This window comes from Buttiauxella agrestis ATCC 33320, from assembly GCF_000735355.1.
In the GTDB taxonomy this organism is placed as follows: Bacteria; Pseudomonadota; Gammaproteobacteria; order Enterobacterales; family Enterobacteriaceae; genus Buttiauxella; species Buttiauxella agrestis.
This window is the reverse complement of record NZ_JMPI01000020.1, coordinates 25,813-42,998: the sequence shown is the minus strand read 5'-3', so window position 1 is coordinate 42,998 and position 17,186 is coordinate 25,813. Positions and strand designations below refer to the sequence as shown.

The following is a 17,186-nucleotide window of genomic DNA, read 5'->3' as shown; positions in this document are numbered from 1 at the left end:
TCTCCGCAGTGAAACGTTATTTTTTCAACCAGCCCGCAAACAGCCGCGTCATACCTGGCATCCAAAGCCAGACCACCAGCGCGACAACCAGCGCATCGTTAATGAGGTGCAACAAAAGCGAGCCATGCCAGGACGGAAAAATCACAGCGGTGATTCGCGGGACAACATTGGTGCTGGGGAAGATCACCGCCAGCGTTATCAGGAATTGCTTCCACTTTGCCGGACGTTTTACGGTCGGCGTTTCCGGGGTAAACCAAAAAACGTTTTCGGTGCGTACTTCCAGATGATCGTCCTGGCTCAGGATCGGTTTGATCTCATCGACGAGCGCTTCCCGCTCCGCCGATTTCGTCCAGGCGGTGAGATTTTCCAGGGTGTCGAAGCGGATAACGATGTTGTAAATATCATTTCCTGTGGTTGGGCGAATAACATGTACGCCAAGATGCCCAGGATAGCGCGCCGCCGCAGGCATGATTTTCGCGAGCCACTCTTCGTAACGCGTAGACTGCCCCGGTATCAGGGCGTGAGTAATTACCAGCGTGACCGTGTTGTTGTCAGCCATCTGTCAGGCTTTCCGTTCCGGTGCGCCATGAACCATGGTGTAGGCGTAATCAACCCCCATGCCATATGCGCCGCTGTGCTCACGCACCAGGTCCATCACCGCATCGTAGGTATCGCGGCGTGCCCAATCACGTTGATATTCGAGCAGCACTTGCTGCCAGGTGACGGGCACAGCGCCGGCCTGCACCATACGGTCAATCGAGCGCTCGTGCGCATCAACAGAAGTCCCGCCCGAAGTATCCGTAACGACGTAAACCTCAAATCCTTCCTCCAGCGCCATTAATGCCGGGAAAGTGAGGCACACTTCTGTCCATAGTGCAGAAATCACCAGTTTTTTGCGCCCGGTCGCTTTCACCGCCGCGACAAAAGCGGCGTCCTCCCATGAGTTCATGGAAGTACGTTCGATAGGCGTAATTTCAGGATGTACCGCCAGCAGTTCAGGCCAGATATAGCCGCTAAAGCTCTTGGTTTCAACCGAGGTGAAAATAGTGGGAACGTTGAAAATCTTGCCGGCTTTGGCGAGCGCTACCGTGTTGTTTTTCAAGGTCTGGCGATCGATATTAGCAACACCAAACGACATTTGCGGTTGGTGATCGATAAAGATCAGTGTGGAGTTAGTTGGGTCGAGAAGTTCACGTATAGACATCAGGTTTCCTTAAATTTCATCAGAATAATTAAGGAGAAAGCACGCAGTGCTGCCTCCCAATTGGCATGAGATCTGGAAATGTCTAACTTAATCGGGTCTTAAGCAGGGGGACGAAGAATAAGAATAGCACCGGTTTCCCCCTGCGCATGGCAAAAGGGAAACCGGTTACAGAATCACTGGCAACGCCACACCGAAACAGAAACTTCAGGCAACGAAAGTTGATGATTTTCAAAACTCGCTTCACCTTCAAGCTGAGTCCAGGCTTTGTTGTTTAGCAATGGCTCCCACGGCAAGTTAACCGCCGTTTCTTCACCCCGGTTGATTGCCACCAGTACCCGCTCGCCCTGATAGACACGAACAAATACCACCACATCACCCTGAGCATAAATGACCTGGCAACCACCGTGGCGCAAAGCGCGACTTTTGTGGCGTAGCTTTCCAAGACGTTGGTAAAGTGCGAGCAAATCCAGATCCTGATGATCCGGGTTCCACGGGAAAGGCTTACGACAGAAGGGATCGTTGTTGCCATCCAGGCCCACTTCATCGCCATAATAAACGCACGGCACGCCTGGCCAGCAATACAGCCACACCACGGCCAACGGCAAGCGCGCAGCATCTTTGCCAAGGATCGACTTGAAACGCGCGGTATCATGGCTATCGAGCTGGTTAAACATCCGCAGTTGCTGCTGGTGAGAAAGCCCGGCGCGATACTCATCCATCCACGTCATGCAGGTTTCGGCGTTGATATGTTGCGGATCGTAGGAAATATCCGTGTTCGCAAGGAATCCCCAGATAGGGAAAGTAAAACCACGATAGTTCATCGCCGCATCTTCGGCATCGGTCTGCAACCACTGACGCGCATCGCCAAAGTGCTCGCCCAAAATATACGCTTCTGGATGGGTTTCTTTTGCCGCTTTGGTGATACCGCTGACATGCAGCAGATTATTCTTCGCACCACCCGCTTCGCCGAGCATGTGCACCACATCAAGCCGCCAACCGTCGATGCCCCATGGTTCCCGCAACCAGTGGCGCACGATACTGTCTTCGCCCTGGTAAATCTCGTCAACCAGCGAAGCTGACTGGTAATCGAGCTTGGGCAAACTGGAATAGCCGAGCCAGTCGAGCGCGCGCCCGTCTTGGTTATAGCTGTAAAAATCCCGCCAGGGTGATTGTGGATTGTGGCTGGCCCCAGTGCTATGCGTTTGCTGGCGATCAAACCATTGATGAGTGTCGCCGCTATGGTTGAATACACCGTCGAGCATCAGACGCATACCGTAACGCTGCGTATTTTTCCGTAGCCGCAGGTACGCGTGATCGCCACCAAACTGGACATCAACGTGGCGGTAATCCTGCGTATCGTATTTATGGACGCTCGGCGCGGTAAAGATCGGATTGAGATACAGCGCGGTGATGCCCAGCATCTTGAGATACGGCAGGTTTTCGCTGATACCGTCCAGATCGCCGCCATAGAACGTTGATCCACCCGCGTCCGCGATCAACGGTTCATCCCAGTCACGCAAGATAATGTCGCGTTTGGCGGCGTGGTGATAATAAACCTGATCCTGCTCCGGCGTGCGTTGCTCGCTGCGGGCGAAACGATCGGGGAAAATCTGATAGAAAACCTGATCCTGCACCCATTGCGGGCCATCATCCGGAAGATCGACCGCAAATTGCTCGAGGCGCGCTGGAGGAATAGAACTCAAACCTTGCGGCGTAAACCAGCGCTGTTTATCCAGCCACAGCAGCTTAAAGCTGTAGCGGCGACGCGGCTGGCCTTCGGATAAATCAATCACACCACGCCAGGCGACCACCCCACTTTCAGGAGCCGCTTTCTGACGAGTCATTTGAAGCGAGGTTTCTTCGTTATCTTTTTCATAGCGCAAAACGACTCGCTGCGGTAAGTCGGTGCCGGAAACCCATAACGTGATGTGCAGCTTATCTTTACGTGTTTGTATGAAAGGGGGCACCGGGAGGTGCCAGGCATTCAACATAATCGTGTCCCCAGATAATTAATTTGCGCCACCTTGCCACAGCGTAGCTGGGGATCACTCATCATTGCTATTTTTATTGGGGGAGGAATACGGGGGTGGAGAAATTAAGCCGTTTGCTTAATAAGTTAGCGCTACCTATAGTGAGAACATTCTCACTGCCTGAGGAAATTGAAATGTCTATCGCCCGCAACCTCACCCTGTTTCTTTTCGTCATTTACTCGGCCAATACACTCGCCAGCTCGCCGTACGAAGGTCTGGAATTTGGCAAGTATAAACAACAGATTACGGTTGACTTAAAAAAGACCTGCCATCCACAAAAGAAAATGTCGGATGAAGCGTGGGGGAACAAAATCCTCTCCAACGAAGATAATAAGCGGTATATCCGTGATGCGAGGATTGCTCTGGAACGCAATAACGAGAAAAACTACTGGGATGCGATAAGTAAGGTCGAGTGCCCGGAGATGTAGTGATACGGCGGATGACGTTTTACGCCATCCACCGTTAATCGGTGCTTAAACTCAGCTGTTGCTTTCGCTCGCGGCCAATATCTGGCGGCGTTTAAACATCCAGCCCACCAGCAGCATCACAATCCATACGCAGCCCACATATAGTGAGATGCGAGTGTCTGGATGCCAGCCAATTAACCCAATGATAAACACCAGGAAGATCAGGCCAACGATGGTGGTTGCAATCCCACCCGGAACCGGGAATTTCAGCGCTTTGGTTTCTTCTGGTGAAAGCTTGCGACGGAAAGCGATTTGCGACAGCAGAATCATTATCCATACCCATACCGTGGCAAAAGTTGCCAGCGATGCAATCACCAGGAAGACGTTTTCTGGAATCAGATAGTTCAGTACCACTGCCAATAACAGCGCAAAGCACATTACTAATACCGTCACCCAAGGGATGCCATGACGTGAAGTTTTAGCGAACACTTTCGGTGCACTGCCCTGCTCCGCCATGCCGTGCAACATACGCCCCACACCAAACACGTCGCTGTTAATCGCTGAAAGGGACGCGGTAATCACTACGAAGTTCAGAATACCTGCCGCAGCGTTAATCCCCATATGCTGGAAAGTCAGCACAAACGGGCTACCTTCTGTTCCCACCAGGTTCCACGGGTAAATGGACATGATGACAAACAGCGTACCCACGTAGAACACCAGGATACGCAGTGGTACGGAGTTGATAGCGCGCGGGATAGATTTTTGCGGATCTTTCGCTTCGCCAGCCGTAATACCGATGATTTCAATGCCGCCATAGGCAAACATCACCATCTGCAACGACATAATCATGCCTATCCAGCCATTGCTGAAGAAGCCGCCGTTGGTCCACAGATTGTGGATCCCTGTCGCCTGACCGCCGTTGCCAATCCCCCACACGATGATGCCAATACCGGCAGCAATCATGATGATGATGGTGGCAACTTTGAAGAACGAGAACCAGAATTCAAGCTCGCCGAACACCTTCACGCTCATCAGGTTGATGGCGCAAATGATTAACACCACGCTCAACACCCAGACCCAATGCGGCACCGCCGGGAACCACAGCCCCATGTAGATACCAAACGCGGTGACATCCGCAATTGCCACAATCAGGATTTCGAAACAGTAGGTCCAGCCGGTGATATAGCCTGCCAGCGGGCCGAGGTTATCTTGCGCATAGCGAGAGAAAGAACTCGCTGATGGGTTATGAACCGACATCTCGCCCAGCGCGCGCATAATAATATATGCCGCCACACCACCGATGATGTAAGCCAGCAACACACTAGGACCAGCCATTTTGATAGCGTCTGCCGAGCCATAAAACAGCCCGGTGCCAATTGCCGAACCCAACGCCATAAAGCGTATGTGCCGGGTACTCAAGCCGCGCTTGAGTTTATTAGCGTTTTCCATTGATTCCACACCCTGCTTAACAATAAAAAAACCACGGAGCAAAGCCCCGTGGTTAAAGAAAATCAAAAATTTTAGTGGGCGGTTGAAGCCACCTGTCGCCCTGCGGCGCGGTCCCAAATGATGGCGAGAACCACCATAATCACCGTTGGCGCTAACCATGCCAGCCCCTGATCGGCTAGCGGCAAACGTGCGGTCCACGCGGGCAAAATATCACTGATTGCCGATGATTTAATCCCATCAAGAATACCAAACAAGGTGCTGATGAGCATTGCTGGAGCAATCACGCGGGTTGAGTTATGCCACCACGGACGGGTAAAGCTCAACACCACCAACGCGATACACGGCGGGTAAATTGCCGTCAGCACTGGAATTGAAACCTGAATCAGATGGCTTAAACCCAGGTTGGAAACCACCATTGAGAACAGGCCCAGGATAAATACCAGCGAGCGATAAGACAGCGGCAAATACTGGCTGAAGAATTCAGCACACGCACATGTCAGGCCAATTGCCGTGACCATGCAAGCCAGGAAAATCAAGGCTGCCAGGAAGAAGCTACCTGCGCCACCGAAGGTATGAGCCACATACGCATGCAGAATTGCGGCACCGTTCGCGTTTTGATCGGCAACCAATGTTGCGCTGTCAGAACCCAGGCGGAACAGAGCCAGATAAATCAGCGTTAAGCCAACACCGGCAATCAAGCCAGCCCAAATGGTATAGCGCGTCAGCAGGCGGGATTCAGTCACCCCACGCGAACGCGCGGCGTTGACAATCACTATGCCGAACACCAGCGATGCCAGGGTATCCATGGTGAGATAACCATTCACGAAGCCGTTTGAGAACGCAGCATTCTGATACGCTTCAGTCGCCGTGCTGATACCGCCCGCAGGCCACAGCATTGCGCCCGCAGCCAACGCCAGCAGCGCGACAATTTTTACCGGGGCCAGCACATGGCCAACGGTGTCTAAAAGTTTGCCCGGATACAGCGAAACGCCGATCACAATCGCAAAGTAAACCAGGCTGTAGATAAACAGCGGTAACTCACCGGTGCCGACCAACGGGGCAATTCCCACTTCAAAAGAAACGGTAGCAGTACGCGGCGTGGCAAACAGCGGCCCAACAGCCAGATAGCAGATAGTGGCTAACAACACACCAGCACGGCGGCCAATTGGTGAGCTGAGGCTATCAATGCCCCCACCGACACGAGCGATGGCGACAATAGTTAGTACCGGCAGACCTACAGCCGTTACCAGGAAGCCAAGTGATGCAATCCAAACGTGTTCACCCGCTTGTAGCCCCACCATAGGAGGGAAAATGATATTGCCTGCGCCGACAAACAGCGCAAAGGTCATAAAGCCCAGTGCGAGGATGTCTCGAGATTTCAAATGATGGGTCATAAAATATTTGCAGCCTGTGGATGTGTGGTGTTGAAAGTATTCAAATTTTTATACCTGTTAACTCGGCATAAAAGCGGCAATCAGTAGACTCGACAGCGGAAAATCCTTTCCGGGATCGGTGGAGAAGAATAGTTGTTTGAATTACCACTCATATCCAGTCGGTCTGCCAATCACAGGGCGGCAATTAAAACGCTTATAGCGTTTGAAGGCAAGAACGGATCCAGAAACCAGATTGATATCCTTTAATTAACAACATATTTAGTGAATCTGATTAATCATAAGAAAAGATTATGGTCTTTTGTGTGGTTAAATTATAAACAATCGAGGATTTTTTATTAACATGTGGGCAAAAAAAACACAGGCCAGAAAACTGGCCTGTGGAAAGTTATTTTGACACTTATTGCGCTAATGTCGGATGACGCTTCGCTTATCCAGGCGACGAAAACTGATTATCAGTCTATTTCTCGCTAACGATTAACCGCTCGGGCAAAACAAAGGAAAACGTCGAACCTTTGCCCGGTTGGCTTTCAATATTCAGGCGTGCGTCATGGTGACTTAAAGCGTGTTTGACTATCGCCAGCCCAAGCCCGCTGCCGCCCGTCTGACGCGAACGCGCTTTGTCGACGCGGTAAAAACGCTCCGTCAGGCGCGGAAGGTGTTCTGCTGAAATCCCCGGACCATTATCAGTCACGCTAAAACTTGCCCCACCCGCCACGCGTTTCCAGCTCACCGTAATATGCGTGCCTTCTGGCGTATGGTTGACCGAGTTATAAACAAGATTGGAAATCGCACTCCTGAGTTGCTCGTCATTGCCAAAGACTTTGAGCGTGGGGTCGATATCAAATTGTATCGTCTGCCGTTCATGGCTGAGAGTTTGCGCCTCACGTTCTACAACACGCAGCATCAGCGGCACATCAATCTTTTCATTGAGCACCATGGCCGGAGCGGCTTCTATTTTTGAAAGCGTCAGAAGCTGCTTAACCAACCCTTCCATGCGCGAAGTTTGCTCGCGCATCGTGCCTAATGCTTTCTCACGCAGCGGTCCTTCAAGCGTCTGGTCCTGCATCATCTCCAGATAACCTTGCAGCACCGTGAGCGGCGTTCGCAGTTCGTGGCTGACGTTAGCAAAGAAATTACGTCGCGCCCCTTCAAGCTGGTGCATCTGAGTCACATCTCGCGCCACCAGCAGCCACTGCTCATCGCTGTAGGGCATCACACGGAACTCCAGATGGCGGCCCGTATTGAGTACCAAAGTTAACGGTCGTGAAAACTCTTTTTGCGACAGATAGCGAGTAAATTCCGGGTAGCGCAATAAGTTAAGGATGTTCTGCCCGTTATCGTCCGGCCAGCGTAACCCCAGCAATTGTTGCGCCAGACCGTTACACCAAAAAATCGTCCCTTCTTCCGTGGTCAGAACCACCGCATCGGGCAGAGATTCGGCTCCGCTACGAAAACGCTTAATCAGATTGCCTAACTCTTTGCGGCGCTTTTTGTTGCGCAGCTGCATCTGATGAAGACCGTACAACAGGGGATCCCAACTCCCGCGCCCTGGCGGCGGCGTCATACTGCGATCCACCCACAGCCACCACGATAAACGCAGTAAATTCCAGAAATGCCAAACCAGCAGTCCGGTGACTGCCAGTAATAAAAACCACGGTAAATGGCCGAAAATAAGACCTAAGATGGCGGCGGGTATGCAACAGAGCACCAGCTCCATCACCAGCCTTTTCCATGACAACCTTTCCAGCACGCGTCATTCTCCTGACAAGGAATTAAAAGCGGGTTGAGAACCGATAACCCGTACCGCGTACTGTTTGTACCATTCTGTCATGTCCACTATGTTCAAGCGCTTTGCGTAACCGCCGAATATGTACGTCCACCGTTCGGTCTTCGACATAAACATTGGTGCCCCATACATGATTAAGCAGTTGCTCACGGCTATACACCCGTTCCGGGTGTGTCATAAAGAAGTGTAATAATTTAAATTCTGTTGGCCCCATATCCAACGGGTTCTCACCAGTCATGACGCGGTGCGATGACGGATCAAGGCTCAGTCCGTGCATCTCAATCACCTCTTCCACCGCCATCGGAGAGATGCGGCGCATCACAGCTTTAATGCGTGCCACCAGCTCCTTCGGGGAAAACGGTTTGGTAATATAGTCATCGGCTCCAACTTCAAGCCCTCGCACGCGGTCTTCTTCTTCGCCACGCGCCGTCAGCATCATGACAGGGATTTCACGTGTTAATGCTTCACGTTTCAGATGCTTAATGAATTGAATACCTGAACCACCCGGTAACATCCAGTCCAGTAAAATTAAATCCGGAAAGGGTTCGATAAGCAGATTCACTGCACTGTCATAATCTTCCGCTTCTACAGGATGAAAACCGTTTTGTTCGAGCACAAAGCTCACCATTTCACGGATTGGAGCTTCATCTTCTACGACTAAAATACGCTTCGCCATGATTCGCCCTGCTCAAGGAATAATTATTGTTGTTTCAATGCGGTGCCATTATGCGTCAGATTTATGACAGATTTATGAAAAACATAAATGCCTGGCGACTCATCACAATGAATTATGACACTCAATTGTGTCGTTCTTGCTCATCCGCTTTATAATCCCGCCACGCTTTTTTATGCCAAGGGACAACCAATGCGCATTATTCACACATCAGACTGGCATCTTGGTCAAAATTTTTATACCAAAAGCCGTGGGCCAGAGCACCAGGCGTTTCTTGAATGGTTGCTGCAAGCCGCAGTCGAGCATGATGTGGATGCGATAATTGTCGCAGGCGATATTTTTGATACCGGCTCGCCGCCGAGTTACGCGCGCGAATTGTATAACCGTTTTGTGGTGCAACTGCAGCAAACGGGCTGCTCCCTTGTGGTGCTGGCGGGAAACCACGATTCCGTTGCCACGCTGAATGAATCTCGTGAATTAATGGCGTGCCTGAATACTTATGTCATCGCCAGTGCGCGGCATGATGCCAGCCAGCAAGCTATCGTACTCAACACTAAATCGGGCGAACCGGGTGCCATTCTTTGTCCGATTCCGTTCCTGCGCCCCCGGGATATTCAAAACAGCCAGGCGGGACTTTCCGGCCACGAAAAGCAGCGTTCGTTGATGGAAGCCATCAGCGAACATTACCAACAGTGTTACACCGCCGCCTGCGAATTACGCGCTGATGCGAAGCTGCCGATTATCGCTACCGGCCATTTAACCACCGTGGGCGTAACCAAAAGCGATGCGGTGCGCGATATTTACATCGGCACACTGGATGCTTTCCCGGCGCAGCATTTCCCGGCTGCCGACTACATCGCACTCGGCCATATCCATCGCGCCCAACTCATTGGTGGCACTGAACATATTCGCTATAGCGGCTCGCCCATCCCGTTAAGTTTTGACGAAACGGGCAAGAACAAAAGTGTTTATCTGGTTGAGTTTGCCGAAGGCGTGCTTCATGAAGTGACTCCGCTAACGGTGCCTGTCAGCCAGCCTTTAGCAGTCATCAAAGGTTCTCTGAGTGAAATCGAGCAGCAACTCGCGCAGTGGCGCGATGCACCAGCAGAACCCAAAGTTTGGCTGGATATTGAAATCGCTACCGAAGAATATCTGCATGATATGCAACGCCATATTCAGCAATTAACCGAAACGCTCCCCGTCGAAGTGGTGTTGCTGCGCCGCAGCCGCGAACAGCGCGAGCGCGTTATCGCCCAGCAACATAAAGAAACGCTGAGTGAACTGACGGTTGAAGAGGTTTTTGAGCGCCGCCTGGTTCAGGAAGACACCTCCGAAGAACGCGCACAACGTTTGCGAACGCTATTTGCCCAAACGGTGGCGAGCCTGCATGACGTGGAGGAAGAAGCATGAAAATCCTTAGCCTGCGCCTAAAAAATCTCAACTCCCTGAAAGGGGAATGGAAAGTCGATTTCACCCGCGAACCGTTCGCCAGCAACGGTTTGTTTGCCATAACCGGGCCAACAGGAGCCGGGAAAACCACGCTGCTCGATGCGATTTGTCTCGCGCTTTACCACCAGACACCGCGCCTCAATACCGTCACGCAATCGCAAAATGATCTCATGACGCGCGACACCGCCGAATGCCTGGCGGAAGTGGAATTTGAAGTAAAAGGGGTTGCCTATCGTGCATTCTGGAGCCAGAACCGGGCGCGCAATGCGGCCAACGGCAATCTACAAGCCCCGCGTGTCGAGCTTGCAGAAATGGCAAGTGGCAGGATTATTGCCGATAAAGTGAAAGACAAACTTGAGGTTACGGCCAAACTCACCGGTCTGGATTACGACCGTTTCACCCGCTCAATGATGCTATCCCAGGGCCAGTTTGCTGCGTTCTTAAATGCCAATGCCAATGACCGCGCCTCTTTGCTCGAAGAGCTGACCGGAACTGAAATTTACGGCACCGTTTCTGCGGCGGTGTTCGAGAATCATAAAAATGTGCGCAGCCAGCTTGAGAACCTGCAAGCGCAGGCCGCTGGCGTGGCATTGTTAAGTGAAGAGCAGCACCAGCGGCTTTCTGAGAGTTTGCAGACCTTGAGCGCTGAAGAAAAAGCGCTACTCGCAGAACAAATGAAACTCCAGCAGCATCAGCAATGGCTAGGCCAACTGACGCAGTTCACGCAAAAACATGCGCAGGCAGAACAATCGTTGAATGCGGCGAACCGGGCAATAGAAGCTGCCGCCCCAGAATTAGATAAACTGACTCGCGCACAACCGGCAGAAAAACTGCGCCCTGACTGGCAACGTTTGCAGGAGTTGCAGGCAACGTTGCAAAACACACATGCTCAGTGTGAAGAAGTGAATGCTCGCTTACATCAGGCGACAGTACGACGCCAGCAGACACGGCAGGCTGCCGCAAGCATGGCTGCTAAACTCACGCAGGAAAGCACGCAACTCCAGGAATGGCTGAAATCTCACGACCGATACCGCCAATGGGGGACTGAGCTGGCGGGCTGGCGCATGGGGTTTGGTCAGCAGCAGCGTGAGGCTGAAAAACTACAGGAATTGCAGCGTAATATCGATTCAAGCCAGAAGAAACTCGAACTTCTGCCAGTCGCTGAAATGTCTATCAGTGCTGATGAAGTAAGTGCCTACTTACAAGCAACGATGGCTGCACGTCCGCAGCGCCAGCAGCTCGCCACATTACAGCCTCAATTTTCATCGCTTCTCAAACGCAAATCGCAGCAACAACAAGAGATTGCCGCCCTCGAAAAACAAATTTCCGAGGGTGATGCGGAGCTGGTTTTAAAGCGCCAGCAATATAAAGAACGCCGCCAGCATGAGAGTGATCTCGAGAAAGTGTGTGAGCTTGAACTGCGTATCGTCAGCCTTGAAGCCGAGCGCGCTCGTTTACAGCCTCATCAACCTTGCCCTCTGTGCGGCTCGACGCAACATCCGGCGGTCTCTGATTATCAGGCGATTCAGCCCGGAGAAAATCAGCAGCGGCTAGCCGAACTTAAACGTGAAGTTGCCATTCTTGCGGAAGCAGGCTTTGCGATGAAAGGCCAGCTTGATACACAGCGTAAACAGCGCGAAAACCTGCTGGCGGCTATCACTGCGCTGAATGAAGAAGAAAACGGATTGCGCTTACGCTGGCAACAACTGTGCGCAAATCTGCAACTGACTCTCGCGCCAGAAGACGACCTCCAGCAGTGGCTGGAAAGTGAAGAACAGCGCGAACAACAGTTACATCACTTAAGCCAGCGCATTGTGCTGGAGGAGCAGCTTGCTCAGACACGTGCTCAACACGCTAAACTCGTCGCTGAAATTGCTATACAGCGCGAAGCAATCACTACCGCGCTTAATAACGCTGGGCTGCAATACCCGACGCCTGGCGAAGAGAATAACTGGCTGGCGGAGCGTCAGCAGGAATTACAACAGTGGCAACAGCGCAATGAACAGCTTCCCCGCGTGCAACAGCAACTGACGTTGCTGGAAAACGTGCTCAGTACATTTATAGACGATGGTACTTCGCCTGCGCCGCTATCGGAAAACGAACAGAATGAGGCATTACAGAACTGGCATAGCCTGCACAGTAATTGTATTGCGCTGGAAAGCCAGTGGCGGACGCTGCAACAGCAACACAAGCAAGAAGAAACGCGCGTTGCTCAGGCAAGCGAGCAATTCCTCGCAGCACTCGCCGCCAGCCCGTTTGCCGATGTGCAAACATTCCAGGCGGCGTTGCTGAATGAAGCCGAATGCCAAAGACTCGAACTTAAAAAACAACAGCTTGAGCAACAACTTCAGCAGCAGACCGTGCTCTTCGGGCAGGTTGAAAAAGCATTGGCAGAACACAAATCTGCACGCCCGGAAACGCTGGTTGCCGATGTCGAGCTTAATGCCCTGCAAGACCAACTGACGCAATGCAATCAGCAGCTGCGCGACAACACGACACAGCAGGGGCAAATTCAGCAACAGCTCCGCCATGACGCAGAAAACCGCCAGCGCCAGCAAGGGTTGATGCAGGCTATTGTTGAGTGCCAGCAGCAAGTTGAAGACTGGGGCTATCTCAATGCGCTGATTGGTTCGAAGGAAGGTGACAAATTCCGTAAATTTGCCCAGGGACTGACGCTCGATAACTTAGTGTGGCTGGCAAACAACCAGCTCAACCGTTTACACGGGCGCTATTTGCTGCAACGCAAAGACAGCGAAGCGCTGGAGTTGCAGGTGGTCGATACCTGGCAGGCCGATGCGGTGCGCGACACTCGCACGCTTTCTGGCGGAGAGAGTTTCCTGGTCAGTCTTGCACTCGCGCTGGCACTTTCTGACCTGGTCAGCCATAAAACACGAATCGACTCGCTATTCCTTGATGAAGGTTTTGGCACACTGGATGCAGAAACGCTGGATACCGCGCTGGATGCGCTCGACACGCTTAATGCCAGCGGTAAAACCATCGGTGTTATTAGCCACGTCGAAGCGATGAAAGAGCGTATTCCGGTACAGATTAAGGTGAAGAAGATTAACGGATTAGGCGTAAGTCGGCTGGCGAAAGAGTTTGCGGTCGGGTGATCCCTCTAACTTTCTGGAATGGACGGCTTCCATCTAAGAAGCCGTATTCTGATAGCACCGCCTGATGCTCAGCCAATATTAACCGTACTACCACCAATAACAACGCCACCACAATCAATAGCATCACCGGCTCTCGCTGCGGGAAGACCATCAATAAATACGGTGCCTGAACCACACGCTATTTTACGCGGGTGAAGCGGATGTTCAGGTTTGTCATGGGGTGTCAGTGGATCGCCCATTCGGGCTGCCGGTAACCCGTCAATGGATACGGTTGGTGAACCCGCTGTGATGACAGTTTCGCGGTAGCCATCATGTTGGGAGCCTTTGTCATTGAGTTTTGCGGCGAAGGGCATATTCTATCTCCGGGATTGTTTAATGGTTTCACATCAAAATATTAATATAGAAATATATTAACTCTATCAAATCAGTCTTCATCAAACAGAGACTTGATTTTTCTTCCATCAATTTCCACACTAACCTGATTAGACATTATGTTAATTTCATTATCATTATTTATGCCGTCAAAATTGACCATATAAAAAATATTTTTCATTCCCTCTTCTTTGTATTGATACCCTCCACATAGCCTACTATATTTGTAAGCATAAATAGTCTCACCAGTTAAATAACAGTCATATATTTCCATATCAATTATTGTAAACAAATAGTTGTATATATCGCGTTCTACAAACCATTCATCATTAACCAAATTATATTCTGCAGTTCCAATCTCATAATTTTTTTATCGTGAAAAAATTCAAAACTATCATTGAGCATTACTGTATATGAAAAGGTCTCTCCTGGTTGAAATTCAGCCCAGTCTTCCTTATCAAAATTACCACCGTAATCACACATTGAACCTAAATAATCCAGTAATATATTGCTGGTAGTTACGAAAAAACCTGAGCCACATGACATGGATTTAGCTACACCGTGTTTGTTAGGTTTCTCAGATGATAAATACAAAGGGAATTCTATTTTCCGAATATAAAAAGTTTTAGTACCGAGATTTTTAATGGTAACCGTTGCTAAAACATCATTGTTCTTTTGTTCAATCGAAAGGCCAATATCGGCATTAAATTTTGTGTTTTTATATATTTTTTAAAATCAAAAACAGTATATTCATCATATTTTTCGTTCAGAAAATGAACCTCCGCCTTTTCATAGTCTGTACCATTGAACCCTCGCTTACCATACCCATATTTCATAACTGTTAAATCACCGGCAACCAACTGAAATGATAATAAAAAAAATACCCCTATAAGCGGAAGACTTAATGATTTATTTTTAACGATATGTAACATTCCCTTGTCCTTATATGATCGTGTTTGGTTGTCAAACTATCAAAGGGTTATACTATTATTTCAAAATATTTTTCAATGTTATAAGAATTATCAAAAACATTCTCGCTTCCCTTATCTATAAGTTTCATCGCCCCGGACTGGTGCTCTATAAGGGTCCACTTATCCTCTTCTGTTGGCTCCCTTCTGTGACCATCAACATCGTAATCAACTGTACCCATTCCTCCTAAGGAAGAATCGACAAATTTCTTCTTAAAATGACTTATTTCATGGCACAGTGTAGATACACGAGAACTCTCTCCCATTACCTCTCCACAAGCCCTCATATTTTTAGCATTTATTCTCCCAGTAAAATTTATCCCTATATTTACTTTGTAGTTATCTTGTTGTTCTGGATTTACATAAGCACAAAATGTATCCGGAAGATTGGGGTCTCGGGGGATTTTAGAATTGGTTGGAGCCTCAGGGTTATCAGGATCATAGATTAAATTGATATAACTATCGGTTGTTAATTTTTTCTTAATCTCGCAAAGCCTTCTGATGCAATCTTTCATAACATCTAATGCTTTTATTTCAACAATATTTTCGACTCCTTTTATCGGCATGTTTACATGAACCAATCGTGCACCTTTGGAGCCAAATATAGCGTAAAATTCCTCTTGCTCGTCATTACCCCAGTTTTCAAGATCTTTTTTCCTTCGCGCCAGCACTCTATCCATGGCTTCGCCAGCCTCTTTCATCATTGCATTGAAATCATTAATTTTACATTGATTAATGATTGTTGTTTTCTTTGATGGTTTTCCTTTTGTTGTATTACTCATTTTCATCTCCCCAAAATGTATCAAAGTCAGGACTAAACAGTTTAATTTCTATCTCGTTGTCATCATCTTGTATAAATAATTCCGTATTACCCTCTTTATCTGTTACTCCTTCCTTCTGTGCTCCATCAGCGAAATAAGCAATATATTTTATGTCGATATAAGGAGAACCATCGGTATCTTTAAAGTTAAACAAGATCTTATATTCATCAGGTTCATCCTCATCTTTTGGCTCATCCTGCTCACCTGAGCCATCGCCACCGGAATCTCCACCACCACCTTCGTCACTATCCTCCGGCGACTCATCTGCCGAATCATCCTCATCGCCCAGACGGCTCAGTACCGCCGCCTCCAGGGTCTTCACCGCTGTCCCCGGACTTCCCCCACCGTTAAGATTGATTTTCAGCCCGGTGATATCCACGCCGCCGGGATGAATGACAATGAATGAGCTGCCCATTTTCAGCGTGATTTTGCTGTTGCTCTGCAACACGATGTCACCCTGCGCATCCACACCCAGCGCACCCGCCACTTTCTGCGCCTGGTCACCTTTCACTTCCAGGCTGTGACTGCCCTTCACCAGGCTGATATGGTCTTTTGTCGTGCTGTGCTGCTGGCTGCCTTTTACCGTGACTTTACGGTCGCGCTCCACGTACAGATTGTCATCGCGCCCGCTGTTTACCGTCCGGTCGCGGGTGACTTTCAGCGTCTGGTCATTGCGCACGGTGATGCTGCGGTCGTGCGCTACGGTGATTGTCTGGTCGTGCCCGGCGACGCTCTCCTTGCCGATTTTCACCGTCTGCCCCAGCCCGACCGTGACCTGCTGGTTATTGCCGATGGTTTCTGTATGGTCGACTTTCACATTGGTGTCGCGGTTATTCAGCACCACCGTTTTCATGTCCTTCTGGGCATGCATCGACAGCAATTCCTGGCCGGTCTGGTCCTCGAACATCAGTTCGTTGTATCCATTACCCTTATACGTCTGCGAGCGTATCGCCATCTGGGTTTTCGTCCCCGGCAGGTCGCCCGGTGCACGGTTGGCGGCGTCGGGCGATGAAATCGTAATCCGACTCCATAAACTGCACACAGAATTCGCGTGCCGGATGCGGGCGGCGGAACAGCGCGTCATGCGTGCGGATACGCATTTCTTTGAGCAGTTTGGCAAAAATATACTGGATGTCGTAGTTCTGAAAGCTGCGGCAGTTCTGCCGTTGTGAACTGCGCCAGAACTCGGGTCGTACCGTCATGCGGTAGAGCGTCTGGTGTTTACCGCTGTCACCCTGTTCGCAGAAGGTGACGATACCGCGCACCCGGCGCTTGATCACATCGCCCTGCCAGATGGTGAGCAGCGCGAATTCATCGAGAATAGCTTTAAAGCCAATCGCCGGGTCATTGCAGGCGACGGTGATCTCCAGGCTGAACAGGGAGGAGAGGGACTGCTTTAGCGTAAAGTTCACCACCGCAAAGGTGTCCGCAGGTGTACGCCCGGCGGTGAAGGTAAAGCGGGCGCCGTCTGAGGCCATGATGGAAGTCCTTTCCTGTCCGTGGAGTTATTGACCAGAGCA

General features: G+C 50.3%; 16 protein-coding genes. 3 read left to right on the top strand and 13 right to left on the bottom strand.

Annotated elements, in window-relative coordinates; translation table 11 throughout:
* Positions 1-16: 16 nt before the first annotated feature.
* The 3 genes from GBAG_RS03880 to malZ all read right to left on the bottom strand — a co-directional run bounded on the left by GBAG_RS03880 (position 17) and on the right by malZ (position 3,195).
* Positions 17-559: an antibiotic biosynthesis monooxygenase gene (locus tag GBAG_RS03880; protein ID WP_034493685.1), complete on the bottom strand. Its 543-nt coding sequence runs from the start codon at positions 557-559 to the stop codon at positions 17-19.
* Between the two features lie 3 nt (positions 560-562).
* Positions 563-1,204 carry a hydrolase gene (locus GBAG_RS03875; protein ID WP_034493684.1) on the bottom strand — a complete coding sequence of 214 codons (642 nt, stop codon included), beginning with the start codon at positions 1,202-1,204 and terminating at the stop codon, positions 563-565.
* A gap of 173 nt (positions 1,205-1,377) precedes the next feature.
* Positions 1,378-3,195, bottom strand: coding sequence for a maltodextrin glucosidase (gene malZ / locus GBAG_RS03870; protein WP_034493682.1), 1,818 nt, complete (start codon positions 3,193-3,195; stop codon positions 1,378-1,380).
* A gap of 173 nt (positions 3,196-3,368) precedes the next feature.
* Between malZ and GBAG_RS03865 the strand changes: the two genes are divergently transcribed.
* Entirely contained in the window at positions 3,369-3,662 is a 294-nt protein-coding gene (locus tag GBAG_RS03865; RefSeq protein WP_034493826.1) for a YicS family protein, read from the top strand.
* A 51-nt stretch (positions 3,663-3,713) separates the two neighbouring features.
* On the opposite strand, the gene proY is transcribed toward GBAG_RS03865, so the two are convergent.
* The 4 genes from proY to phoB all read right to left on the bottom strand — a co-directional run bounded on the left by proY (position 3,714) and on the right by phoB (position 8,946).
* A complete protein-coding gene (proY, locus tag GBAG_RS03860; RefSeq protein ID WP_034493825.1) occupies positions 3,714-5,090 on the bottom strand; it encodes a proline-specific permease ProY in 1,377 nt (458 codons plus the stop codon).
* Between the two features lie 71 nt (positions 5,091-5,161).
* On the bottom strand, positions 5,162-6,484 hold the full coding sequence (gene brnQ, locus GBAG_RS03855) for a branched-chain amino acid transporter carrier protein BrnQ (protein ID WP_034493681.1): 1,323 nt from the start codon (positions 6,482-6,484) through the stop codon (positions 5,162-5,164).
* Positions 6,485-6,941: 457 nt separating this feature from the next.
* A complete protein-coding gene (phoR, locus tag GBAG_RS03850) occupies positions 6,942-8,234 on the bottom strand; it encodes a phosphate regulon sensor histidine kinase PhoR (RefSeq protein WP_034493680.1) in 1,293 nt (430 codons plus the stop codon).
* Positions 8,235-8,256: 22 nt separating this feature from the next.
* The gene (gene phoB / locus GBAG_RS03845; protein ID WP_034493679.1) at positions 8,257-8,946 is read right to left on the bottom strand and encodes a phosphate response regulator transcription factor PhoB; all 690 of its coding nucleotides are present in this window, start codon (positions 8,944-8,946) and stop codon (positions 8,257-8,259) included.
* Positions 8,947-9,135: 189 nt separating this feature from the next.
* Between phoB and sbcD the strand changes: the two genes are divergently transcribed.
* Together sbcD and sbcC are read left to right on the top strand one after the other, a co-directional pair.
* The gene (gene sbcD / locus GBAG_RS03840) at positions 9,136-10,353 is read left to right on the top strand and encodes an exonuclease subunit SbcD (protein WP_034493678.1); all 1,218 of its coding nucleotides are present in this window, start codon (positions 9,136-9,138) and stop codon (positions 10,351-10,353) included.
* On the top strand, positions 10,350-13,505 hold the full coding sequence (sbcC, locus tag GBAG_RS03835; RefSeq protein WP_034493677.1) for an exonuclease subunit SbcC: 3,156 nt from the start codon (positions 10,350-10,352) through the stop codon (positions 13,503-13,505). Before sbcD ends, sbcC begins: the two co-directional genes overlap by 4 nt.
* A 68-nt stretch (positions 13,506-13,573) precedes the next feature.
* Here sbcC and GBAG_RS03830 read toward each other — a convergent pair whose 3' ends face one another.
* The 6 genes from GBAG_RS03830 to GBAG_RS23225 all read right to left on the bottom strand — a co-directional run bounded on the left by GBAG_RS03830 (position 13,574) and on the right by GBAG_RS23225 (position 17,144).
* Positions 13,574-13,858 carry a type VI secretion system PAAR protein gene (locus tag GBAG_RS03830; protein ID WP_034493675.1) on the bottom strand — a complete coding sequence of 95 codons (285 nt, stop codon included), beginning with the start codon at positions 13,856-13,858 and terminating at the stop codon, positions 13,574-13,576.
* Between the two features lie 71 nt (positions 13,859-13,929).
* Positions 13,930-14,214 carry a hypothetical protein gene (locus GBAG_RS22670; RefSeq protein WP_156104853.1) on the bottom strand — a complete coding sequence of 95 codons (285 nt, stop codon included), beginning with the start codon at positions 14,212-14,214 and terminating at the stop codon, positions 13,930-13,932.
* A 319-nt stretch (positions 14,215-14,533) separates the two neighbouring features.
* Positions 14,534-14,809, bottom strand: coding sequence for a hypothetical protein (locus tag GBAG_RS03825; RefSeq protein WP_034493673.1), 276 nt, complete (start codon positions 14,807-14,809; stop codon positions 14,534-14,536).
* A gap of 47 nt (positions 14,810-14,856) precedes the next feature.
* On the bottom strand, positions 14,857-15,627 hold the full coding sequence (locus GBAG_RS03820) for a M35 family metalloendopeptidase (RefSeq protein WP_034493672.1): 771 nt from the start codon (positions 15,625-15,627) through the stop codon (positions 14,857-14,859).
* A complete protein-coding gene (locus GBAG_RS22480) occupies positions 15,620-16,621 on the bottom strand; it encodes a bacteriophage T4 gp5 trimerisation domain-containing protein (protein WP_051873630.1) in 1,002 nt (333 codons plus the stop codon). The genes GBAG_RS03820 and GBAG_RS22480 overlap by 8 nt, the downstream gene beginning before the upstream one ends.
* On the bottom strand, positions 16,596-17,144 hold the full coding sequence (locus tag GBAG_RS23225; protein WP_034493670.1) for a contractile injection system protein, VgrG/Pvc8 family: 549 nt from the start codon (positions 17,142-17,144) through the stop codon (positions 16,596-16,598). Before GBAG_RS23225 ends, GBAG_RS22480 begins: the two co-directional genes overlap by 26 nt.
* Positions 17,145-17,186: the final 42 nt, after the last annotated feature.